A 23,282-nucleotide genomic window follows, 5' to 3' on the forward strand; every position below is an offset into this window, starting at 1 on the left:
AGTTTTTCATAGAGCTAATAATTGCCAGCTATAAATTTGCTATCAGAACTATACAAAAATAATAAGATACTTTATAATAATTTATAGAATACAAGAGATTCAATTTAAAAAACCGTTTCCGTTAGGTGCTTGGTAACACTTAACATGTGGAAACGGTTTTTTATTTTTTATTTAAACAGTTAGACGATAGATTAAAAATCTTTCGTATGCATTTTTTACATAAAGATTCGGAAGAGGGACCTCTTTTATCAACTCAAACCTAGAATGTTGACCTAAAAAATATGTGTAATCATCCGAAGCATAATAGAAGATTAAGTCAACTTCCCGTTTATGGTTTTCTACTGATATCAAGATATTATTTAAAACCTTCATAAAGATTTGTAAGGAAAAGGGATTGAAAAAATAGAATCGGTTATCATCTGGCTGAATTTCATAAAGTTCTGCTAAGCAACAGTGAAATTGAATAGTCTCTGAAGTACTAGATGCCTTCTTTAAGTAACGTTCTCTATTTTTCAATGCCGATTGAAAAAAGGTTTTATTCATCTCGATTCCTGCAACATGTACTTGAAATATGTGGTTTAGATAAAAATTTAACCTTCCTTTACCACAGCCGAAATCAACAATGTGATCATTTGGCCGTACTTCATAATGCTTGAATAATTCCTCTAGTGCCAAGTATGGTGTAGGTTCATAAGGATGGTAATGTATCGAATGATTGATTTCACTTTTATTTCCTTGAGTATTGATATTTAGCAATTTCTCATAGTATTCTTCGTTCACTTATGTAATTCTCCAATCGTGATTAAAAATGGTTAATGAGAAAATATTTCCTCTGCTAATAGTTTATAAGACTCCAGTCGATCTTCTGGGGAGTGGGTAATTGTTAGAATCATAAACTCATCTATTTTATATTTTGATTGCATTTCTGTAAGAACATTTTTAACTTCTTGTGGATTACCAATAATCATTTTTTGTTTTAAATTTATTAATTGCTCTTTTTCTTTTACTGTAAGCTCAAAATTCTTCGCTACCTCAATTGTAGGTACCCTTGACCCTTCTCCACGGTTTTGCTGTATTTGCCAAATGAGTGAGCTCCAAGCTATTTCCTCAGCTTTTTCTGTTGTATCAGCGCATATTACAGGAACCGTTAACAATACTTCAGGAACATGACTAAATTTATTGCTTATAAATGCCTTTCTATAGTTATCAATAATCGAAACGGCATCCAAATCACTCATAAATTGTCCAAAGGCATAGGGTAAGCCATTTTGAGCCGCAAGTTGGGCACTTTTTTCGCTGGTGCCCAGCATCCAAGGGATGGGTGGATTTTCTGGAACTGGAGAAGCCTTTATTTTAGAAAATTGATGTTCATTCGGAAAATCAGATTTTAGAAAATGAAGTAATTCATCCACTAAATCAGCCATTTTAAATACTTGTTGTAAAAAGTTATCCGATAAAGCATTTGTTGCTTCAGCTGAGCCGCCAGGTGAACGACCGATACCTATATCAATTCGATTTGGAAAGAGGGTGGCAAGCATATTATAGGTTTCGGCAACTTTATAAGGTTTGTAGTGAGGTAATAATACTGCACCACTGCCAATGCGTATTCGATCTGTGTTTGCTCCTATTAAACTTAGCATTACTTCAGGTGCAGAGCATGCCAATCCCGGTAAATCGTGATGTTCTGCAATCCAATATCGTGTATATCCAAACCGTTCACAAGCTTTTGCAAGGTGAAGTGATTCATTTAAGGCATCACGTGCTGTTTGATTGGATGAAATAGGGGATTGATCTAATATACTCAATTTCATTGTGTACTACCTCTTTTCTTAATTCTTCACCTCTAATAAGGAAACATGATAATCTCCAATTTGCCCATTTTCATAAAGATTCGTAACAGAGGTCCAATATTGCTGTATGGATCCTTTAAAACTTAAGTTTTTTTCCGGAACTGAGACATTAAATGTTCCTTCATATAACAAGACTGCAATATCATGATAATTTTCACTTGTCACTTTAAAGTCAATAATAATGTTATGTAAACCATCTACAGTTGTCTTTTCGTATTTCTCGACAGGTATCACGGTATCATTTAACTTAATTTCTTTAACCATAATAATTCCCCCTTTAAAAGTTAGTATGGAAATCATATCACTGTTGGGAAAGAAGAGTAAATTAAAAGGAATTATGGAATAGATATGCACAAATAAAGTACATAACCTTGATCTAAAACTCCCGATAGTATAACTAAATTAATCGAAAATTCCTCGGAACTAATCTAATAGCCCACCAATTCGCTTTCTCGCCTATGTCTTTATTCAATCGGTTTTTAACTTTATATAAAATTTTCATAATAATGATATTCAACTACACCAACTATCTAAATATCCATATTCTATTAGTGTCAAGTTGATAATAGGTTACAGCTTGAATCTACCAGGAAAGGAGGAACATAAATGGGAAGTTGGAAATGTACAAATTGTTACCACAAAAACGCTAGCAAGAAAAAGAAATGCAGACACTGCAACACTCCTAGTTTAGTAATGGAGGAGGAAAGTGTCATGGCTGCGGAAATGGAATCGGTAATGGTTGCTGAAACCGAATCAGTAATGGTTGCTGAAACTGGAATGATGATGCCCAAGAGAAGAAACTGGAGTGAGGATGCTTTCGTAGATCAGGAATATGACCAAATTTTTAAAATGGAACAAGAATCAAACGAAGTAATATGGATCAAGGATTCTTGTAACGTAGACGTAAAAACTACCGATACTCAAGGTGCAGTTTCTCTCCAAGTAGGATTACAACTTGCGATTGCTTTAGTAATCAGCATTTCAATTGGAGATTCAGAACAGGGCCGTGCAGTTGCACAAGAAGTCTTCCAAAAATTTGATGATGAGCAATCAAATAGACAAAGAATTTATGTAGATAACAGTAAAGATGTTCATATCCACACAACAGATACTGATTTATCAGTCAGCATTCAAGCATTGCTCCAAGTATTACTTACGTTAGTAGTGAAAATCGATGTACTTTAATCCGAATTTAAAGGGGGGAATAAAATGGCAGAAAAAAAGTGGCGAGCTTTAGATCATTGTGATGACCACCACAGAAATCATGACGCAGATGTTGATCAAGAAGCGGTGCAAAAACAAGTAACAAAGCAAATATCCGACGAATGGATTATTGTTAGGGATTCTGAATGTGTTGAAGTAACTACTACTGATACACAGGTAGCTTTATCATTACAACTAGGAATCCAAGCAGCAATTGTGGCTGTTATTAGTATAACAATTGGTGATAATGAGCAAGGAAACAATGTGGCTCAAGACTTAAAACAATTTATGAAAACAAAGCAAAGCAATAGACAAAAAACAATTATTGAAGGCAGTAAAAATGTTAAGGTTAAAACAACAGATACTGATGTTTCTGTAAATATTCAAGCGCTTCTTCAAATTCTAGTTGCAATTGTTGCTAAATTAGATGTGCTATAACAACCACGATAAAATTTAATTTTCAGTGAAACATTCAATCATAAAAAATTAAATTGAATTTAAATTACACAAAGTTTTCCACGCAACTTGTACAATTCTTCAATGTTGCGTGGAAAATTCCTATATATAGAGTCAATGGGCCAGTTGAAGAGATTAGATGTACAAGACTTGTATAATCCTCTCGTTTCTTAGGTTAATTGCATATACTTATAAAAAACGTCATTTCGAAAAGGAGTGATAAAATGAGTGCAATTCCGGATAAGGTTGTTGATTTACTTGTAAGTGAAGTTTTTCGCAAAAACAATGTGAATATTGATAATGCCAAATCAAAGTTATCTGATGAGCAAAAGCAGGCGATTAGGGATTTAGTTGAAGAATTGAAATCACAAGTAGATACATTTGTGAAAGAATCGTCTTCTTCAACAAAGGAATAAAAATATCTTTTGAAACGTCTCGAAATAGGGGCGTTTTTCTTATAGGCGACTAACAATGGTTGCGTTAATTTTTGTAATTTAATATGAGGTAACAAAATCCTTCTATAATTAATACATACGGGTTGAAAAATAATCTGAGTATTGGTCATAATATCTGTAAGTAGGATACTTTAGGAGGGCTTCATGAAAATAACAATCGAATGGACATACAAAACGAAAAATGGAATTGAAACAATATTCCGTTCCGATGAAATGCCACCTGCACACGCTTTGACAATTGGAGAAGATTTAGAGAAAACTGGGCGTGCGAAAAAGATTGAGTATATTGACCAGCATGACAGTACATGGGTGTCTAAAGAGCTAAAGAAATATATAAAAGAAATCGATACAGAACCGCATAATGTAAGAGTTTATTTTGATGGGGGCTACGATATTCAAACAGCTAATGCTGGTTTAGGGATTGCTATATATTATGAACAAAATGGAAAATCCTATAGACTAAGACGAAATGCCCCTGCTTCCGGACTGAATTCAAATAATGAAGCTGAGTATGCTGCACTTCACTTAGCTATTGTTGAGTTGGATTTACTGGATGTACATCATCAAACTGTTCAATTTTTAGGAGATTCACAGGTTGTCATTAACCAAATGAGTGGAGAATGGCCGGCATATGAAAAAGACCTTGCAAGCTGGGCAGATCGAATTGACGAGAAACTAAACAATCTTGGCATAACACCGGAATTTGAACTTGTTCCACGTAAGTTAAATGCTGAAGCGGATAGACTAGCTACTCAAAGTCTACAAGGAGTTGAAATTACAGGACAAATAGAACTTCAATAGGTAGGATAAAGACTTGGTTATTTAGCAAGTCTTTTTTATATCAACAATGATATGATTATGTAAACTTAAATTTTCCTCCTAAACATTTTCTCTTCCTGCTTTTGTTCTATTTTTAAATCTATTTGCATAAATAAATGGGTGAGAGAATCTATCATTTTAAATTAAATGAGATTAGGGGGAGAAGAAATGGAAGAAGCAGTTGTAAAAAGAATTGGAATAAATAGTTTAGTCAACAAAGTTGTTTCACCTGAAGCAGCAGCGGGATTCATACAAGATGGCGATATTGTTGGTATGAGTGGTTTTACGCGTGCAGGTGATGCAAAAGTAGTACCTTTAGCGTTAGCTGAACGTGCAAAAAATGAAAAGCTGAAAATCGATGTTTATACTGGGGCATCATTGGGACCAGAAGTCGATCAAATTTTAGCTCAAGCTGGAGGGATTCGGAAACGCGGACCGTATCAAGGAGACCCTGCCATACGAAATCTAATTAATAGTGGGGAAGTATTATATGTGGATGCTCACCTTTCCCATAATGCAGAATTAGTACGTCAAGGAATTATTGGTCCAATTGATTTTGCGATTATAGAAGCAACTGCTATTACTAGCGATGGTTTCCTAGTTCCAACGACATCAGTTGGAAATTCGCCGATTTTTGCTAAACATGCAAAGAATATTATCGTTGAATTAAATTTAGCACACTCGGAATCATTAGTAGGGGTGCATGATATATATATCCCTGAAGATCAAGGCGAAAGAAAACCAATTCCAATATTAAATCCAATTGACCGAATTGGGGACATTGGCATTAAAGTTGATCCGGGGAAAATAATAGCTATTGTTGTGTCCAACGAACAGGATGCACCATCACTTATTGTCGACCCGGACCATGAAACACAAGAAATGGCAAATCATTTATTAAATTTCCTCCGAAGTGAAATTGAAGCAGGTCGTCTTACAAACAAGTTAGCGCCATTGCAATCGGGTGTTGGCTCTGTTGCAAATGCTGTATTAGAAGGATTTAAAGAGTCGGAATTTGAAGATTTGGTTATTTTTTCTGAAGTTCTGCAAGATGCGGTGTTTAACTTGATCGATGCAGGCAAGGTAGCCTTTGCATCATGCACTTCAATCACGATCTCGGAAGAATTACAGAAAAAAGTATACGGGAATATTGAAAATTATGCTGATAAAATCATCATTCGTCCACAAGAAGTATCTAACCATCCTGAAGTTATCCGTCGTTTAGGTCTGATTGCCGTTAATGCGGCACTAGAAGTTGATATTTATGGGAACGTAAACTCCACTCATGTTGGCGGAACGAAGATGATGAATGGAATTGGAGGATCTGGTGACTTCACTCGCAACTCACGATTAAGTATTTTCGTTACGAAATCTTATGCTAAAGGCGGAAAGCTGTCTTCTATCGTCCCAATGGTTGCCCATCATGATCATACAGAGCATGATGTTCATGTCATTGTGACGGAACAGGGAGTAGCAGACTTAAGGGGCCTAGCACCAAAAGAGAGAGTTTCTTTAATTATTGAAAATTGTGTACATCCGGACTTTAAACAACAGCTTTGGAATTATTATAATGAAGCAGTTTCCTTAACAGGGAATGCCCATACCCCGCACAACCTAGAAAAAGCGCTATCCTGGCATGTAAACGCAGCTAGAACAGGTACAATGAAACTGTAAATCCCAAAAATAAAAGAAACCCCTTTGTTAAAAGAAACTTTTAACAAAGGGGTTTTCTATGTAGGGGGAATTTAATTTTAAGAGCACTAGTGCTATTCAGATGCAATCCAACTCTAACGGGGTTTATTGTTTTGATTATTTAATTTAACATTCAGAATCTGCTACAATCATTTTATCGAACATCTAGAAAGTAGGATTTTTATGTATAAAACAATCGGCGTCCTTGCTCATGTGGATGCTGGAAAAACAACTTTTTCAGAACAGCTCCTTTATCACACGGAAAGTATTAAAGAACGAGGGCGGGTAGATCATAAAGACGCATTCTTGGACAATCACACCATAGAACGCAAGCGTGGCATAACGATTTTTGCCGAACAAGGACGGATTCACTACAAAGGGGATACATATACTTTAATTGATACACCAGGACATGTCGATTTCTCTCCAGAAATGGAAAGAGCCATCCGTATTTTGGATTACGCTATCTTGATAGTTAGTGCTGTCGATGGAATTGAGGGCCATACAGAAACGGTTTGGCAATTATTAAGACAATATCATGTTCCGACCTTTATTTTTATTAATAAAATGGACCGTGAAAGTGCAGATATAGATGGGGTCATGCAGACTATTCATAAAGAACTATCCGAAGATGCCATATTGATCAATGAACTTGCGACTCCAGAGTTTATCCCCGAAACTATTCTTGAATGGATTGCTGAACGAGATGAATGTTTATTAGAGCGATATATGGAAGGAAGAATAGACAATGCTTCCTTTTTTGCTGCCTTACAATCTATGATTAAAAATGAACGTGCCTTTGTTTGTATGGCGGGTTCGGCACTAAAGGATATTGGAGTAATGGAATTTTTTGATCAATTATCTCTACTAACACCAACCGAATTTGGGTATCATTCATCATTCAAAGGACAAGTGTTTAAAATTCGGCATGATGAAAAGAATCATCGAATCACTTTTATAAAAGCATTACGCGGTATTTTGAAAGTCCGTGATGAATTGAGATTTGCTGATGTCACGGAAAAGGTAACCGAGATTCGTTTGTATAACGGGAATCGCCATGAATCCGTACAACAAGTAGCAGCGGGAGAAGTCTTTGCAGTTAAAGGATTATCCAATCCCCAAATTGGGGATGTGATTGGAGTAGAAATGAGTGCAGGCAAGGAGTTTGAACTTGTTCCAACTTTACAGGCAAAGGTTGTTTATAATGGGAAAGAGCATATAAAAGAAATACTTCAAGTTTTCCGTATACTTGAGTTGGAAGAACCGACTTTAAAAGTAGTATGGAGTGAAAAGTTCCAAGAGATAAACGTTCACGTAATGGGCGTTATTCAATTAGAGGTATTGGTTGAAGTGACGAAGGAACGCTTTGGGATCGACGTACAATTTGAAGATCCTAAAATCTTGTACATGGAAACAATCCAAAACAGCTCTATTGGCTATGGACACTTCGAGCCCTTGAAACATTACGCAGAAGTACATTTGAGAATGGAGCCAGCTGCAAGAGGTTCTGGCATTCAATTTAAAAATGAATGTCATGCGGATGATTTATCAGTCGGTCATCAACGTTTAATTGAAAAGCATTTGTTTGAACGAGAACACCATGGTTTACTTACCGGATATCCTGTAACAGATATTTGCTTTACTTTATTAACTGGACGTGCCCATAACAAGCATACAGAAGGTGGAGATTTCAGAGAAGCCACATTTCGTGCACTACGCCAGGGCCTGGAACAAGCTGAAAATGTGTTGTTGGAACCTTATTACCGGTTTAAGATGAAAGCGTCAATTGAGTATATGGGGAGAATGCTCATAGATATCCAGCAAGCTAATGGCACGTTTGAAACACCCATTATGACAGAAGACAGGGTTACCGTTATTGGGAAAGTACCAGTATCAACTTTTTTCAATTACAGTACAACCTTCGCTGCATATACCAATGGTAAAGGAGTCTTATCTCTTCAATACTGTGGCTACGATCTATGCCATAACGAAGAAGAAATAATTGAACATATTGGCTATGATAAAAATGCAGATCCCGAATATACTTCCTCCAGTATCTTTTGTGCTAAAGGGAAAGGTTTTTCGGTTCCATGGAATGAAGCAGAAGAAGCAATGCATTGTTTAAAATAAGTTTCTTTTTATAATATATCCAAAAACCATTGTATTATTTTAAGGTAGTATAAATGAAACAAAGAAAAACAAACTAATTTTGTAATTTAAAATTAGGAGGTTATTTCAATGAAACAAAACCCACAAGATGTTGCAGGAAGACCCAAAAAATTTGTTAGTAGAGAAGAAATGATAAACAATACGAAAGACAATATGCGAGAAGCAGAAATCAGCATGGAATTTGCCGGTGAAGAAGAGCTGGAGCATCTGCAGGAAAAAAATGAACGCCGAAAACATGCAATACAAAGAATGAAAAATGAACCATTAACATGAAATTTTTGAAGCAGTGTTATAAAAAAATAACACTGCTTTTATTATAATATTTCAAAATAATTATTGGAAAATATGTTAATTTCTATTACTTGTTAGATGGTTATTAATCGTTTAATATTTTTTTAGATTCGGAATATAGCTAAATATGAATTTTACTTAAAATATATTATCTACCTTTTAGTGAATAACGTATGAAAAATTTCATTATGATACTTCCAGGAATGGTAAGGTATCTTTAAGAGAGAATAGAGTAAAATATTGAAGATTATACTTCCTGCAACCAATGAAGTATTCCAGTGCAATCGATTAAAAAGAGTAAAAAACAAATTGCACCTTAAAATATAAATAAAAATTCAAAAGTGGAATGTAAGTAAGCCGGTATTTATGTTAAAATAATTGGACGGCAAAACCACACGATTTTAGGTTGTATTATTGCTAATTGAATAGAATATATACTTTCAAGATCTTATCATAATTTAATGAGGACAGATCAGGTGAAAGTTTTATTGGAGGCTTATGATGAATTATAAAATTATTAACAAACCAGTATTTGAACAAGCACAGGTTCGCTCAGTTTCCGATGTGGAATTTACTGAAGAACAATTACAAGATGGAATGAAATTAGCGGTTTCTAAAGTTGATCCGACACTTGCCCTTTATTTAATCGATTCTGAAGGCAAAAAGAAATTTGAAGTTCGTTGGGATGACTCTTCTGAATTGTTTAACGGTTGGTATTCTGCTTGGGACAACTTCACATGGTGCTTAGGTATTGTAGAACCGCCAAAAGAACAATAAAATAAATTCTTGCAAAAAATACAAAATGTAAAGAGTCCTCACTTTAATATTAGTGGGGCTTTTTGCATTATTTTTATATAGCAGGAACTAATAAAGAAGTTACTATAAAATATTAGTTTAATAATTTATTTTGTTCTGTCACATGATTTAATCCTTTTAATCTTCTTAGAGACTTTTCGAGTTCCTCATTTGAAAGTTGTTTAGAAGAAAATGAAGAATATAGCTTTCGTAAATTCGGATTTAGTAATCAGTTTTAAAATAGGGAAAAGGAACAGTAAATAAGAAGACTAATATTCAAGGGTTATATATACCAAATTATTAATTAATCGTAATCTATTAAAATTCGGTTTTTTGTGCAATAAAACTATTGGAAGATTTTTTAGGGTGAATTATCTATAAATGCTCTTTTACAAGTTTAGTAATTTTACCTAATAAATCATGATCCGTATCGGGAATGTCATGATATCTTCCCAAGAAAATGAAAAGTATATTGAAAAGGGTAATCAAACGGTTCAATTAACTACAGATGCACTACACAAAATATATACGGCTGTTTCTGAAACAGTAGCAGAAATTTCCACCATTTCGCAGCTATTATCTAATGAAAGGCAAAATCTGATGAGATTGTTCATGGTATACAAGAACTGGCTCATTCAATCCATGGAGTTGAAAGCACGATGAATAATATTGCTGCTGCGTCTGAAGAATCTACTGCTAGTATTTCAGAAATCTCTAATCATTCCATAGAATCGACGCATATGGCAGAAAAACTAGAAAACTATGTAAAAACTAAACTTTCAAAGTAAAATAGAATATAATTAAGAAGTTTTTTAAAATTAGTAGTAGAATAATAGAATCAAGCATAAATAAAAAAGTGTACCATCATGTATATGATGCGTGCACTTCTTTTATACTCAATACATTTAATACGACAGATTAGAAGCATTCATAACTCAAAACCAAAGTCTTTAGGGGTGAAGCTATTTGATAAAATATCAAACAAATAATGTAACAGTTTTTCAAAGCGTATTATATAAAACAACATCCCTTGTTATTCAAACTGAAGATTGCATACTAGTAGTCGATCCTAATTTAATGCCTAATGAAGTGCTTGAAATTCGGCAGCATGTTGACAAATTTAAGAAAGATAAACCAGTTTATTTAGTATTGACACACTCCGATTGGGATCACATTATTGGATCCGGTGCTTTTCAAGATGCAGTCGTAATTGCAAGCGATGCCTTTCATACAAGAGAAGATAAAGAAGATATCTTAAATCAAATACGACATTTCGATGACCAATATTATTTGGATCGTACCTACTCAATTCTATACCCAACTGTTGATATTCCTGTCGTGGAAGACGGACAAGTGCTTGAAATCGGACATACAAAGCTTACCTTTTATAAAGCTGAGGGACATACAAATGATGGGATTTTTGTAGTGGTAGAACCGTTAGGAATATGGATTGCTGGGGATTATTTATCAGATGTTGAGTTCCCATTTATCTATCATAATAGCGAGACTTACGAACAAACAATTGGAAAAACAGACAAGATTTTAGAACTTCATAAAATCAAATTGCTTGTACCAGGTCATGGTACGGCAACAGATATTATGGAAGAAATAATCTTTAGAAAAGTACTTTCCTACCGCTATATCCAAGAACTTAGAAATGCTATCAATGAAGATCGAGACCATCAGTTTTTAATACAAGGATATAAATATAGGCAAGATCAAATAAATAGCCATAACGAAAATGCAGCTCTAATTAAAAGAGAACTGCAAAAGTCCAATAGTACTTTTAAAGTTTGATATGGACAATTTTCTTTAGTACCCTCCCAGGCATATCTCGCATAAGCTATAGAGGTGTATAAAAGGGGGTGTCCATTAATTGGCCATTTACATCAACAAAGAGCACCCAGGAGTGTTTTGTAATACCCAACCAATTCCAGAGCCGAATCAGGTTGAGTACAGAAGAGAATATTTGTCAGAGTTAATCGAACAACAAATGATTGAAAATCGAAAATTACAGCTTAGTTTTGTTCATATGCAGCATTCACAAAATGATTGGAATCAGCATCAAGCCATCGAATACAAAAAACTAAACAGACGAATAATTGAATTAAAGGAACTTCAAGAATACCAAGAAGCAATGGAGCATCAAGTCATTGACTGGTTAGAAAAGATAGAAGATCAAAACAACATTATGCAACAAACCATTAATTATGATCAACGAATTCAAAATGAGTTGTTACAACAAGTAAACCAAATTGATCATCGCATCAATAATGAGCTACTTTCACAAGTAAATCAAATCGATCAACGCATTCAAAATGATTTGCAAACACAAGTAAATCAAATTGACCAACACATTCAAAATGATTTGCAGCAACAAGTAGATCAAATTGACCAATGCATCCAAAATGAACTATTGCAACAAGTAAATCAAATCGATCAACGCATTCAAAATGATTTGCAAACACAAGTAAATCAAATTGATCAACATATCCAAAATGAGCTGCAGCAACAAATTACTCAAATAAGTCAAACACAAAAAGAAATAGTCCAGCAACTCAACGGTGTAGGAGATGAACATAAAGAATTTGTCAAAATAATAGCAGAACTCACTTTGTTAAATGAAGCTTTGATCACCCGTTTAGAACAAGTGATTACGGCAAATGAAAAGATAGAATTACAGTTGGAAGGACAAAGTGAATTTAATCAGCAAATTGCAGATCAACTAATAAGTATTGAAGAAACTCAAAAGGATGTATTAAGTCGTGAGGATAGTCATGAAGGGCTAATGGAAAAAGTTATACTTCAGGTGGATCATTTACGTTCCATTATGTTTGAGCGTACTAATTTCTTAGAGGAAAAAGTAGAGGAAATTGTACAAAGTTCGGCCGACGAATTACAAAAGACAAAAAATTAAATAGCCGACTACCACGAATAGCTCATAAAGGTCCATCTTTCGTGGTTAATTTAAATAGAAAATATTAAAATAAAAAGAAAATTTTACACTTAGATTGAATTAATTCCTTGTTTTTGATACAGTATAAGAAATATTGAATCAATGATGTGACCAAGTAAATAAGAATTGTGAGACAGAAAATATAGCAGCTGCTGAGAGCTATATCACCGCTTCTTGTTGAAACCTATCACGGAGATGCACAACTTGCCGAGTCGTTATCGTTACAAACGCGTAGAGGGTAATTGCAATCATGGTCTACATGTGGATTGCTGTTACCAAACTAAGGTGGTACCACGTCTATTTTCGCACAAAGACGTCCTTGTCATGAGGACTCTTTGTGCTTTTTATTTGTAAAAATATTAGAGGAATCTAGGTATATTACCCCATCTCTATGTTTTTTTGATGTTTAACCAGAGCGGAAATAACCAAAACTTAGATTAGCTACCATAATTTGCAGCAGAACGATAAATCAGTACATCAAAATTGTACTTACGGCAGATCAGAAGGTTAAAGGTGTGTTATTTGCATGGGTGCAAAGATGGACAATCATCATAAAGATTCAAGATAAACCGAGTTTTTCAAACTTTAGGAGGAAATAAGATGTCACAACAAACGAATGATTTTTCTAAATGGTACATTGACACAATTCAAAAAGCAGATTTAATGGATTATACCCCAGTACGTGGATGTATCGCCTTTAAACCTGATGGCTATGAGCTCTGGGAGCATATCCAGGGGGAAATGGATCGCCGATTTAAAGAAACAGGTCACCGCAATGCATACTTCCCAATGTTAATTCCGGAATCTTTCTTCCAAAAAGAAAAGGATCATATAGAAGGTTTTTCACCGGAGCTTCCATGGGTTACAGAAGCTGCAGGCGAACAATTGGAGGAACGTTTAGCACTTCGACCAACTTCTGAAACAATGATTGGCCACCTATATTCTGACTGGATTAAAAGCTACCGTGACCTACCAGTTTTAATTAATCAATGGGCAAATGTATTCCGTTGGGAAAAGAAAACACTGCCATTCATCCGTACTTCCGAGTTTTTATGGCAAGAAGGGCACACTGCACATGTTGATGAAGACGATGCTCGTAAAGAAACAATGCAAATGTTAAATATCTATAAAGAAGTAGTAGAAAACTTCTTGGCGATTCCTGTATACGATGGTCAAAAAACACCTTCGGAACGTTTTGCTGGTGCGGTTGATACGTATTCAATCGAAGCGATGATGAAGGACGGGAAAGCAGTACAAGCAGGTACTTCACACTATTTAGGTACTAAATTTGCAGAAGCATTTGATATTAAGTTTTTGAGTAAGGAAAACAAACACGAATATGTTCATACAACATCTTGGGGTACATCAACTCGATTAATTGGTTCAGTAATCATGGTTCATGGTGATGAACAGGGGTTGGTTTTACCTCCAACGATTGCACCAACACAAGTTGTATTAATTCCAGTTGGACCATGGAAAAAGAACCCTGCAATCATTGAAAAATTAGATGAAATCTTTGCTGGCTTAAAAGCAAAAGGAATCCGTGTTCGTCTAGATGATTCAGATCAATCACCTGGTTTTAAATTCAATGAGTGGGAACTTAAAGGGGTACCTGTTCGAATCGAGCTTGGACCGCGTGATCTAGAAAATAATCAAGTATTATTAAAGTTGCGTGATGAAGCTGACAAACAATCGGTTGAATTAGGTTCAGTAGTCGAAACAATTGAAAATGAATTGAAAGTAATGCAAACACGTCTTTTCGATAAGGCAAAAGCATTCCGTGATGAGAATTCTCATACACATATTGATTCACTAGAACAATTAAAACACCACTTAGCAGATTCCGAGAAAAACGAAACAATCCCTGGTTGGGTACTTGCTGGTTGGTGTGGAGACGACGCTTGTGAAACAAATGTAAAAGACGAAACAAAATTCACAACACGTAATATTCCATTCAATCCACCTGCGCAGAAGCATACTTGCATCAACTGTGGCAAAGAAGCAAACCATACAGTTTGGTTCGGCCGCGCATACTAAGAAACAAAGAAACACTGCTCTCTTTTTCGATAAGGAGGGCAGTGTTTTTCAATTCACTATTGCACAAAGAGGCGAGCCCGCTTTGGTTAGATTTATTCAATCGACTTCTATTGGACAAATCAGGAGTTGGCGAAAATTGGAATATTATGAAATAGCTGTTAATCGGACAAATCGGACTACTTTCTGATCTCATATACCTCAATACACCGTACATAGAAAAGCATAAACTAACTTAGTCAATAACTTACCAGACTCACAAAAATATCCACCCATAATAGGCGGATACCTGAATTCATACTATAAGTTCATTCTCTTAGCAAAGGGAATAAATTAGGGACATGATTAAAGATTCTAATCTATCTTGTGTCAAATTTATCAGCTCCCTTGAGTTGAATTGTAAAACTACGTAAGGAGAAATGATTGGTATCTGTTATAGTATGAACTTCACTTTTCAGTTTGCTTCTTGGTACGAAATTTATACATTCATTTCTACATATAAAAACGCCTTATAGAATGGAATAAGGCGTTACTTTTTAAAGTTTAGTATATGAATTACAACGGTGATGTTCATATTGATCTAGTTGTGCACTGACACGCTCCACTTGAATGGTAGCGTGTTCAATATGAAAGTCATCATGTAAAATTTTTAATGCTTCCTTAATTACTTTATCATGTTCGTTACGCACAATTTCTAAATGGCAGCTGACGGTTGGGAAATCTGAGGTAATACTCCACATATGAAAATCATGCAGACCAACAACACCCTGAATATTTAGCAGAGAATCTTGTATTTTTTTAACATCCATATTCATCGGAATCCCTTCCATTAAAACATGGAAAGAGATAGTCGTAATCTCGAATCCATTTCTAAGAATAATAATGGAGATAAACAGACTGGCGATTGGATCAGCGATTGACCAACCGAATAGCAATATTAGAATCGAAGCAATAATGGCACCAACCGAACCCAATAAGTCCCCCATAACATGCATAAAAGCAGCTCTTAAGTTAATATTTTCTCTTGTATCAGCTCTTGTTAAGATGAATGCAACAATAATATTAACAATGGCACCTGTAATCGCTACTGCCAGCATACCCAAGCTTGAAATTTCTTCTGGATTCGCGAGTCTTTGTAATGCTTCATAGATTATGACCAGAGCAATCCCAACTAGTAAAATTCCATTAAATAATGCAGCTAAAATCTCTAATCGTTGATATCCAAATGTCATTTTACTATTTACTGCCTTTTCCCCTAATTTAAAAGCCAGTAATCCAATACCTAATGACAAAGCATCACTTAACATATGGCCAGCGTCTGAAAGAAGGGTTAAACTATTGGTTAATAATCCGCCGATGAAGACGATAATGACAAAAGAAGCAATGATGAAAAAGCTGATTAATAATGCTCTTTTATTTTTTGTGTGATGATGATGGTGGTTATGAGAATGAGAATGAGAATGAGCCATTAATAGTCCTCCATTTTAGTTTATCGAAGAGGGAAATGGTAGCTAATTCTAGATTGAAGTTGTCCGCTCTTTTGAAACCTATTATTTTTGTTATTTATAAAAGGTATTCGTTTAATAAACTCTGTATGACTATTAAATAGAAATTGTGTTTTTTGAATTTGTATTGACTATGATGAAATTAGATATGACAAAATACTAGATATATACAAAGTTTTCCATTATAAAACAGACTAGCTATGTTATTGTGCAATATACGGTAGTATAAGAAACCGGCACTTGTGTGCTTAGCCCGCTCCCTAAATAACTTTTTTAGAATCTCTTTAGGTAACTTGCTTTTAAAAAATATTAAATATAAAAAAGACCCAAAATAAATTGGGTCTTCGATGAACTCGCATTATTGGTGTTTGTTTTGGAAGGCGATCATGAAATCTGCTAGTGCTTTACATGTTTCGACTGGTACAGAGTTATACGTTGAGGCACGGCAACCGCCAACAGAACGGTGACCATTTAGTCCAATAAATCCTGCTTCCTTTGCTTCGGCTAGGAATTGTTTTTCGAGTTCTTCATTTGTTACACGGAAAGTAATGTTCATGAGTGAACGAGATTCGGGTGTTGCATGCCCACTGTAGAAACCATTACTGTTATCGATCACATCATAAATAAGCTTGGCTTTTTCTTCGTTATTTTTTGCAATAGCTTCAAGCCCGCCTTTTTCTTCCACCCATTTTAGAACTTCACCTAACATATAAATTCCGAAAGTTGGAGGCGTATTATATAAAGAGTTAGCATCTGCATGTGTTGAATACTTTAACATTGTAGGAATATTCTTATTTGCTTTTTCCAGTAAGTCTTTACGGATAATGACTACCGTCACACCTGAAGGTCCAAGGTTCTTTTGTGCTCCAGCATATATTATGCCGAAGTTGCTTACATCCACTGGTTTAGAAAGAATATCACTAGACATATCCGCGATTAATGGAACCTCACCTGTTTGAGGAAACTCTTGCCATTGGGTACCATAAATTGTATTGTTCGAAGTGATATGAACATATGCATCTGTTTCATTAAATTGAATCTCTTCCAAGGCTGGAATATTGCGATAAGCATTATCTTTTGTACTTGCTGCTTGTTGTGTTTGACCAAACAACTTAGCTTCTTTGATCGCTTTTTCAGACCAAGAGCCAGTTAAAATATAGCTAGCTGTTTGCGCTTCGCTAAGGAAGTTCATTGGCACCATTGTAAATTGAAGACTGCCGCCCCCTTGTAAGAAAAGAACTTCGTAATTATCAGGAATTGAATATAGGGATCTTAAATGGGTAATTGCATCATTATGTACAGCTTCATAATCTTTACTGCGATGACTCATTTCCATGATAGACATGCCTGAGTTATTAAAATCTACTAGTTCTTCTTGTGCTTTCTGTAATACTTCGAGTGGTAATGCAGATGGGCCAGCATTAAAATTGTATGCACGTTTTGTTGAAATCAAATTGAACACTCCCTAAAAATAATAAATTAATATATTAATTATATACCTTTTTTTAAGTTATGGATTTGATTTTTGAAAAAATGATGAATTTTGCGACATTTTGAATCCCCATGTCTATAAAGGTAGAAAATTTTGCTTGGAACTATAGTAAGTCCACCTCAACTTTTCCTCTTTTGAAGTTTTTCGGATTATCCTAATTTGTACTAACCATCTAGCAATGCCTAAATTTTAAAGTATGTAAAGTTCCAATTAAATCCCAGTTCAAAAGTAATGATTCAAAACTTTATAATTTTCCAAATTGTCCATAGCATAATTTTTAAATTCACATAAGTTATAACTATCTGAATTGAAAGGGGGGAAAGACATGGGAAACTCTAGTAACGTAGGTGGAGTTGGCGACTACTGTGGTGATGGCAACAACGGTAGCTACGGCAATGCTTTTGCTCTACTAGTTGTTTTATTCATTCTTTTAATCATCGTTGGTGCTTCATTCTTTTATGGTGGAAGTTACTAAAATCCATCTCATAAAGTTTTTAAATATAACTGGATTCTCATGCGAAAATCCACCAAAGTGTAGACAAAGTTGATTATTTGACTTTGTCTACACTGGTTTTAAGGTAATTCTAAAAAAGTAATGAATAACCAAACTAACATGAAATGCTTGCCAGAAAAGGGAGGCGACCAACGCAGGATGAAAGCGTTTGTCAACAGTCTGCTGGCCCCTTAAGCAGATTCCATTTTTTCCTTTCATTCCTGATAATTCGTTTATTTTATAAAATCCTGTGCATTTGTCCCTGTCACAATCAAGCTGCAAACATAAATTGTAATATATCAAACAAAGGAGGAGAAAATTATGTATTGCCATGGCGGCCATTCTAAAAACAGCAACGAGTTTGTTTTAATCGTTGTGCTATTTATCCTTTTAATTATTGTTGGTGCTTACTACTTTAACAACTATTAAAAATTAGGCTAGAGAAAAAAGCGGGTTTTGAAGCTATCGAGCTTTAAAACCCGCTTTTTTTATGCTCAAAAAAATTACAGTGACTAAGTTTTTCTCTGGTAATGCTATTAGGCTATTTTTATTCCGCTATGTCGCAAGCATGGGTATCAAAACAAATAATTAATTACCTTTTTCTTGAAAATGAATTATTTTCAATTACAATAGAGGTGCTATCAAAAATAAAAAAGGGGTTCTTAAATGGAAAATGAAACGGATAAGCGAATCGAAAGGTTAGAAGGGGAAGTTCGAGCGCTACGTTTAGAACTGGATGAGCTAAAAGGGGTTAAAAGCAGCAGTGTAAAAAAAGTTGAGATTCAAAAGGATCTACCACTAAAAAGGAATAGTGATGAAGAAGAAAGTCACTTGGTTAAGTTAAATAAAGCAGCAAAAACAAAAGACTCTATAATCAAAGTACCAATCGACAAAAACGAACCAGAAATTAAAACTTTAATTCCCCAAAAACAACGTAGTTTCGAAGAAATTATCCTTTGGTTACTTCCGAAAATCTTTATGATTATTTTAGTTCTTGGTGTACTATGGGGACTTAAAGTAATTAGTGACTTTGGGTTATTTACAAATGCATTAAAAATTGTACTGGCATACTGTTTGTCTATTGGTTTAATCATTCTAGCTATGTTCATGGATATAAAAAGACCAGAATCCGCACAGATTTTTAACATCGTGCTCTACGGTGGTGCTTTTATCATTGGAATTTTAACAACAGCAGCAGGCGCTATATTGTATGAGGTTCTTGGATTGTATTTTGCGCTTCTATTAGCTCTGGTTTATATTGCCTATGGAATTGCGATTTGTTATGTGAAAAAAAACGAAGTACTCTCAATCTTCGTCATTTTTACTTCATTACTATTACCTTACCTACTAGAGTACATGAATTTTAACGGAATAATTATTTTACTGTATGTGCTATTAGTTTTTGGGTGCATGCAGATTGTATTTATCAAACATATCCAATCGGTTGCAATGTACATTTCATATTTCTTCTCAATCATCGCAGTGCAGGTCATCTGGAGCCTGAATGATGACAATGCTGGAATGTATATACTAAGCCATATCCTGCTGAATGTCATTTTACTGCTTGTTTGGTGGCACTTATATAAACCATTCAGTAAATGGAGGGCAATCCATGGAGGCTTATTATTTATCTTGAGTGGACTAACGGTTCTTATGGTAAATATTATGATTGATGCTTCCTCACTGCCATTGCTATTATTTGCATTCATATACGGAAGTTTCGCTTTTTGGGCTAATAGACGTAATGAGTCCAGGGTTGTAGATATTGCCGGTACGCTCTCATTATTAACGCTCTTCAACCTCGTGATGGAAATAGAAGCGATCGATCATTTGGAAATGGTTCTATTGCCTCTAAGCGCATTTTTGGGATTAATGTTGGCTTTAAAGTTGAATGCCAAGCTGATGAAAATTACTTATAATTTATTGTTTATCTTTTTCGTATTCATTCATCTGATAGTTGATGAAATAGAGCCATTTTGGACTTTGGAACATTTAAATTATCTATTCATATTCATTTATTTAATGGCATTGCTCCTATATTTAAGAAACCAATCCAAAGTTGAACTAAGTGAAGATGGAAAAGCAACTATGAATTTTTCATTGGACATATTCCCAATATTCCCGGTTAGTTATTTCTTATATTACGTATTTATTTTTGACTTTACTTACTTATCAATGAGTAATCATCTGTATTTGACAGCATTAGTAATCGCGACCTTCATGCTAATTTCTTTATTTGTCCCAGAAAAACTTATCGGAAGAGTACTTCGCTACATCTTAATTTTTGCATTTTTATTGATGTACTTTAATCTTCTGCCAAACCATTTTGTAGATGGCTTTGATATTTGGCTGAACCTTATAATCCGAGCTATTTATGTATGTAGTATCATTGCAATTGTCGGAGATATCTATATGAAGGGCTATTTATATAGAACTTGGATATCGCGTTTAAAATTAGATGTAGACAGTCTGATAGCTGTCGGGATTGTAGGGGCAATGCTTCTTGTCTACTCAATATTAAGTCAAGTCTTATTTGATGGTATCGTCAATTACTTCCTTGTTGTCACGGGTAAAACACTTTTACTATTTATAACTGCAAGTATATCTCTTTGGATGAGTACGACTGGCCAACTTAAAGCTGTAAAGGTAGTCGGGTACAGTATACTAGCGATTGCTATTATTAAACTCGTATTCTACGATCTTGCTTCTTTAAATTTAATTATTCGAGCTTTATTATTCATGATGATTGGCGGAATTGGCCTATTCCTGTCAAACCGACTCCTATCCAATAACGCTAAAGAAAAATGAGTGGCAAGAAAATTCACACAATAACCCCTTTTTCTTATATAATTTAACTATAATTGAAATTTAAAGGAGTTATTGCATATGGACTTAGGGTTAAAAGATAAGGTCGCAGTCATTACTGGGGCAAGTAAGGGAATCGGATTATATACGGCTTTACAGCTTGTAAAAGAGGGAGCAAATGTAGCAATTGCGGCACGTAATAAGGACACTTTGAAAGAAGCGAAAGCATTCATCCAAGAACAAACCGGAAAAGACGTATTGACTGTTTCTGTAGATGTGTCAAACGAAACAGAGTGTAAGAGACTGATTGAAGAAGTAGTTGCTCATTACGGAAAATTGAATATTGTCATTAACAATGCAGGTACATCATCTGCCCATTCATTTGAAGATGTGGACACTGATTTATGGCATTCGGATTTAAATTTAAAATTATTTGGGGCGATTCATTGCTCTAAATATGCTCTTCCTCATCTTAAGGAACAAAGCGGCGGCTCTATCATTAACCTGACAGCTGTATTAGCAAAAACACCACCAGCACAAAGCTTGCCAACTACAGTTAGTCGCTCAGCAGGCCTAGCCTTAACAAAAGCGATGAGTAAAGATTTAGGTAAGTATAATATACGAGTAAATTCAGTTTGTATTGGTTTGATACGAAGTCGACAAATAGAGGATAAATGGCAAAATCAAATGCCAAAAGCTTCTTGGGAAGAGTATTCTAAAGAAGTCGGAAAAACAATTCCTTTGGGTCGTATTGGCAATACAGAAGAAGCGGCGAATGTCATTACATTTTTAGCCTCGGATGCCGCCTCTTATGTTACTGGTACAGCTGTTAATATTGATGGCGGTTCAGGAGCATCTCTATAATTGAAAAATCATGATCCTGTTTGTGCGATACAAACAGGATTCTTTAAAATTTCTTGTTACATATATAAACTTATTCAATTACTTAATCTATTTAAATTGTGTCATGCTATCTGAAAAAGAAAATAATATGAAACTTTTTTCCCTTTTTTTCGTATGTTTTTTATAAGCAGTTTTTGTAAAAGATTAGTGTTGAATGTATTTTTTGATCTAATAAGGACTTTACTATAAAACGGAACGGGGGATTTCAATGTCAGAAGTAAAAAACCCATTATTTGATGATTTAAATTCAAAAATGAATGCTGAAGGTAATGGACTTTCTGAAATACCACAGCAACAGCTTGTTAGTCAGGAAGAATTATCTCAAATAAAAAAACGTCAGCTCGCTTTAAAGGAAGAGCCACAAGTACAAGCTCTTGCAGAAAAAATAGATGCGAAAAATCAAATTGCTGTATTAGAGTTTGGAAAAGAAACAGCAACAGCTATTTCAAAGTTCTCAGATAAAATGTTAGCTTCCATTAAGACAAGTAAGCTCGAAAAATCAAGCGAGCTTATAAATAATCTAAATAAAATTATGGATCGTTTCGACCCGCAGGATTTCAAAGAAGAAAAAAAGGGCGGATTATTAAAGCGTTTATTTAACAAGGGAAAAGAACAGTTAGAAAGAATTTTATCGAAATACGACACGATGAACAAAGAAATCGATGTGATTTACAATGAAATACAAAAATATGAGCTGGAGATGAAACGAAATACAATCGAGCTTGAGCAAATGTATGACCAAAACCTAAGTTATTTTCAAAGTTTGAGTGAGCACGTAGCAGCAATTGAGGTGAAATTGCAACAGCTGCAACCACAAATTCCCGCCTTGGAGCAAAGGGCAAATGAAGGCGATCAAGAAGCGATGATGGAGCTGGAATCGCTTAGAAGGAATATGGAGCTATTAGAGCAACGCAGGTACGATTTAGAAATGGCACAACAAGTTTCCTTCCAAGCCGCTCCTCAAATTCGCATGATTCAGCAAGGAAACAATCATCTAATCGGTAAAATTAACTCAGCATTTGTTACTACTATTCCAATCTTTAAACAGGGGTTAATTCATGCAGTTACGATACAGCGTCAAAAACTTGTGGCAGATTCCATGAATGAGCTGGATAAACGCACTAATGAGATGTTGATTCGGAATGCAGAAAATATTCGACAAAACAGTATAGAAATTGCTCGATCAGCTGGTAATCCAAGCATTAAAATCGAAACAATTGAAACAACTTGGCAGACAATTATGTCAGGAATTGAAGAAACAAAACAAATCCAAGCAGAAACTGTACGTAACCGAGAAGAAGGAAGAAAACGAATTGAACAATTACAGTTAGAGTATGAAAAATTGAAAAGAATGTAAGTAAAAA

At 34.9% G+C, this 23,282-nt stretch carries 23 protein-coding genes; 18 read left to right on the forward strand and 5 right to left on the reverse strand.

What is annotated here, in order from left to right; genetic code table 11:
* Positions 1–171 precede the first annotated feature (171 nt).
* From ACFQU5_RS13300 to ACFQU5_RS13310, 3 genes are read right to left on the reverse strand one after another with little or no spacing between them, the layout of a single operon-like run.
* Entirely contained in the window at positions 172–780 is a 609-nt protein-coding gene (locus ACFQU5_RS13300) for a methyltransferase (RefSeq protein ID WP_390288517.1), read from the reverse strand.
* A 32-nt stretch (positions 781–812) separates the two neighbouring features.
* Positions 813–1,811 carry an LLM class flavin-dependent oxidoreductase gene (locus tag ACFQU5_RS13305; RefSeq protein ID WP_390288519.1) on the reverse strand — a complete coding sequence of 333 codons (999 nt, stop codon included), beginning with the start codon at positions 1,809–1,811 and terminating at the stop codon, positions 813–815.
* Positions 1,812–1,829: 18 nt separating this feature from the next.
* On the reverse strand, positions 1,830–2,114 hold the full coding sequence (locus ACFQU5_RS13310; protein WP_390288521.1) for a DUF3219 family protein: 285 nt from the start codon (positions 2,112–2,114) through the stop codon (positions 1,830–1,832).
* A gap of 447 nt (positions 2,115–2,561) precedes the next feature.
* Here ACFQU5_RS13310 and ACFQU5_RS13315 point away from each other — a divergent pair, with 447 nt between their 5' ends.
* From ACFQU5_RS13315 to proS, 13 genes are all read left to right on the forward strand, one after another.
* Positions 2,562–3,035, forward strand: coding sequence for a spore coat protein (locus tag ACFQU5_RS13315; protein WP_390288523.1), 474 nt, complete (start codon positions 2,562–2,564; stop codon positions 3,033–3,035).
* 24 nt (positions 3,036–3,059) lie between these two features.
* Positions 3,060–3,491, forward strand: a complete 432-nt coding sequence (locus ACFQU5_RS13320; protein ID WP_390288525.1) for a spore coat protein — start codon at positions 3,060–3,062, stop codon at positions 3,489–3,491.
* A gap of 242 nt (positions 3,492–3,733) precedes the next feature.
* A complete protein-coding gene (locus tag ACFQU5_RS13325) occupies positions 3,734–3,925 on the forward strand; it encodes a spore coat protein (protein ID WP_390288527.1) in 192 nt (63 codons plus the stop codon).
* A gap of 183 nt (positions 3,926–4,108) precedes the next feature.
* Positions 4,109–4,765: a ribonuclease H family protein gene (locus ACFQU5_RS13330; RefSeq protein WP_390288529.1), complete on the forward strand. Its 657-nt coding sequence runs from the start codon at positions 4,109–4,111 to the stop codon at positions 4,763–4,765.
* 186 nt (positions 4,766–4,951) lie between these two features.
* Complete coding sequence (gene scpC, locus ACFQU5_RS13335) at positions 4,952–6,457, forward strand: succinyl-CoA:acetate CoA-transferase ScpC (RefSeq protein WP_390288531.1); 1,506 nt, start codon at positions 4,952–4,954, stop codon at positions 6,455–6,457.
* Positions 6,458–6,658: 201 nt separating this feature from the next.
* Positions 6,659–8,605: a GTP-binding protein gene (locus tag ACFQU5_RS13340; RefSeq protein ID WP_390288533.1), complete on the forward strand. Its 1,947-nt coding sequence runs from the start codon at positions 6,659–6,661 to the stop codon at positions 8,603–8,605.
* A 108-nt stretch (positions 8,606–8,713) separates the two neighbouring features.
* Positions 8,714–8,917, forward strand: a complete 204-nt coding sequence (locus tag ACFQU5_RS13345; RefSeq protein ID WP_390288535.1) for a hypothetical protein — start codon at positions 8,714–8,716, stop codon at positions 8,915–8,917.
* 519 nt (positions 8,918–9,436) lie between these two features.
* The gene (locus ACFQU5_RS13350) at positions 9,437–9,712 is read left to right on the forward strand and encodes a hypothetical protein (protein WP_390288537.1); all 276 of its coding nucleotides are present in this window, start codon (positions 9,437–9,439) and stop codon (positions 9,710–9,712) included.
* 459 nt (positions 9,713–10,171) lie between these two features.
* Positions 10,172–10,393, forward strand: a complete 222-nt coding sequence (locus ACFQU5_RS13355) for a hypothetical protein (RefSeq protein ID WP_390288539.1) — start codon at positions 10,172–10,174, stop codon at positions 10,391–10,393.
* Complete coding sequence (locus ACFQU5_RS13360) at positions 10,390–10,518, forward strand: hypothetical protein (RefSeq protein WP_390288541.1); 129 nt, start codon at positions 10,390–10,392, stop codon at positions 10,516–10,518. The genes ACFQU5_RS13355 and ACFQU5_RS13360 overlap by 4 nt, the downstream gene beginning before the upstream one ends.
* 178 nt (positions 10,519–10,696) lie before the next feature.
* On the forward strand, positions 10,697–11,527 hold the full coding sequence (locus tag ACFQU5_RS13365) for an MBL fold metallo-hydrolase (RefSeq protein ID WP_390288543.1): 831 nt from the start codon (positions 10,697–10,699) through the stop codon (positions 11,525–11,527).
* Positions 11,528–11,606: 79 nt separating this feature from the next.
* The gene (locus tag ACFQU5_RS13370; protein ID WP_390288545.1) at positions 11,607–12,647 is read left to right on the forward strand and encodes a hypothetical protein; all 1,041 of its coding nucleotides are present in this window, start codon (positions 11,607–11,609) and stop codon (positions 12,645–12,647) included.
* 639 nt (positions 12,648–13,286) lie between these two features.
* Positions 13,287–14,723 carry a proline--tRNA ligase gene (gene proS / locus ACFQU5_RS13375; RefSeq protein WP_390288547.1) on the forward strand — a complete coding sequence of 479 codons (1,437 nt, stop codon included), beginning with the start codon at positions 13,287–13,289 and terminating at the stop codon, positions 14,721–14,723.
* 533 nt (positions 14,724–15,256) lie between these two features.
* Here the strand turns inward: proS and ACFQU5_RS13380 are convergent.
* Together ACFQU5_RS13380 and serC are read right to left on the reverse strand one after the other, a co-directional pair.
* The gene (locus tag ACFQU5_RS13380; protein ID WP_390288549.1) at positions 15,257–16,189 is read right to left on the reverse strand and encodes a cation diffusion facilitator family transporter; all 933 of its coding nucleotides are present in this window, start codon (positions 16,187–16,189) and stop codon (positions 15,257–15,259) included.
* 394 nt (positions 16,190–16,583) lie between these two features.
* Positions 16,584–17,678 (reverse strand): 3-phosphoserine/phosphohydroxythreonine transaminase, encoded by a 1,095-nt coding sequence (gene serC / locus ACFQU5_RS13385; protein ID WP_390288551.1) that lies wholly within the window; start codon positions 17,676–17,678, stop codon positions 16,584–16,586.
* Positions 17,679–18,042: 364 nt separating this feature from the next.
* Between serC and ACFQU5_RS13390 the strand changes: the two genes are divergently transcribed.
* From ACFQU5_RS13390 to ACFQU5_RS13410, 5 genes are all read left to right on the forward strand, one after another.
* Entirely contained in the window at positions 18,043–18,192 is a 150-nt protein-coding gene (locus ACFQU5_RS13390) for a YjcZ family sporulation protein (protein ID WP_390288553.1), read from the forward strand.
* Between the two features lie 339 nt (positions 18,193–18,531).
* Entirely contained in the window at positions 18,532–18,639 is a 108-nt protein-coding gene (locus tag ACFQU5_RS13395; protein ID WP_390288555.1) for a YjcZ family sporulation protein, read from the forward strand.
* Between the two features lie 237 nt (positions 18,640–18,876).
* The gene (locus ACFQU5_RS13400; protein WP_390288557.1) at positions 18,877–21,018 is read left to right on the forward strand and encodes a DUF2339 domain-containing protein; all 2,142 of its coding nucleotides are present in this window, start codon (positions 18,877–18,879) and stop codon (positions 21,016–21,018) included.
* A 78-nt stretch (positions 21,019–21,096) separates the two neighbouring features.
* A complete protein-coding gene (locus tag ACFQU5_RS13405; RefSeq protein WP_390288559.1) occupies positions 21,097–21,879 on the forward strand; it encodes an SDR family NAD(P)-dependent oxidoreductase in 783 nt (260 codons plus the stop codon).
* 247 nt (positions 21,880–22,126) lie between these two features.
* The gene (locus ACFQU5_RS13410; RefSeq protein ID WP_390288561.1) at positions 22,127–23,275 is read left to right on the forward strand and encodes a toxic anion resistance protein; all 1,149 of its coding nucleotides are present in this window, start codon (positions 22,127–22,129) and stop codon (positions 23,273–23,275) included.
* Positions 23,276–23,282 lie beyond the last annotated feature (7 nt).

The sequence above is a fragment of the Ureibacillus sp. GCM10028918 genome, assembly GCF_042666115.1.
Lineage (GTDB): Bacteria > Bacillota > Bacilli > Bacillales_A > Planococcaceae > Ureibacillus.

Bases quoted from the DNA above. Each gene is read 5' to 3' on its own strand.
- ACFQU5_RS13405 (WP_390288559.1), top strand. From the start codon at position 21,097: ATGGACTTAGGGTTAAAAGATAAGGTCGCAGTCATTACTGGGGCAAGT.
- ACFQU5_RS13360 (WP_390288541.1), top strand. From the start codon at position 10,390: ATGAATAATATTGCTGCTGCGTCTGAAGAATCTACTGCTAGTATTTCA.
- ACFQU5_RS13345 (WP_390288535.1), top strand. From the start codon at position 8,714: ATGAAACAAAACCCACAAGATGTTGCAGGAAGACCCAAAAAATTTGTT.
- ACFQU5_RS13390 (WP_390288553.1), top strand. From the start codon at position 18,043: ATGGGAAACTCTAGTAACGTAGGTGGAGTTGGCGACTACTGTGGTGAT.
- ACFQU5_RS13400 (WP_390288557.1), top strand. From the start codon at position 18,877: ATGGAAAATGAAACGGATAAGCGAATCGAAAGGTTAGAAGGGGAAGTT.
- ACFQU5_RS13410 (WP_390288561.1), top strand. From the start codon at position 22,127: ATGTCAGAAGTAAAAAACCCATTATTTGATGATTTAAATTCAAAAATG.
- ACFQU5_RS13395 (WP_390288555.1), top strand. From the start codon at position 18,532: ATGTATTGCCATGGCGGCCATTCTAAAAACAGCAACGAGTTTGTTTTA.
- ACFQU5_RS13330 (WP_390288529.1), top strand. From the start codon at position 4,109: ATGAAAATAACAATCGAATGGACATACAAAACGAAAAATGGAATTGAA.
- ACFQU5_RS13350 (WP_390288537.1), top strand. From the start codon at position 9,437: ATGAATTATAAAATTATTAACAAACCAGTATTTGAACAAGCACAGGTT.
- ACFQU5_RS13380 (WP_390288549.1), bottom strand. From the start codon at position 16,189: ATGGCTCATTCTCATTCTCATTCTCATAACCACCATCATCATCACACA.
- ACFQU5_RS13320 (WP_390288525.1), top strand. From the start codon at position 3,060: ATGGCAGAAAAAAAGTGGCGAGCTTTAGATCATTGTGATGACCACCAC.
- ACFQU5_RS13340 (WP_390288533.1), top strand. From the start codon at position 6,659: ATGTATAAAACAATCGGCGTCCTTGCTCATGTGGATGCTGGAAAAACA.
- ACFQU5_RS13355 (WP_390288539.1), top strand. From the start codon at position 10,172: ATGATATCTTCCCAAGAAAATGAAAAGTATATTGAAAAGGGTAATCAA.
- scpC (WP_390288531.1), top strand. From the start codon at position 4,952: ATGGAAGAAGCAGTTGTAAAAAGAATTGGAATAAATAGTTTAGTCAAC.
- ACFQU5_RS13305 (WP_390288519.1), bottom strand. From the start codon at position 1,811: ATGAAATTGAGTATATTAGATCAATCCCCTATTTCATCCAATCAAACA.
- ACFQU5_RS13310 (WP_390288521.1), bottom strand. From the start codon at position 2,114: ATGGTTAAAGAAATTAAGTTAAATGATACCGTGATACCTGTCGAGAAA.
- ACFQU5_RS13325 (WP_390288527.1), top strand. From the start codon at position 3,734: ATGAGTGCAATTCCGGATAAGGTTGTTGATTTACTTGTAAGTGAAGTT.
- ACFQU5_RS13315 (WP_390288523.1), top strand. From the start codon at position 2,562: ATGGCTGCGGAAATGGAATCGGTAATGGTTGCTGAAACCGAATCAGTA.
- proS (WP_390288547.1), top strand. From the start codon at position 13,287: ATGTCACAACAAACGAATGATTTTTCTAAATGGTACATTGACACAATT.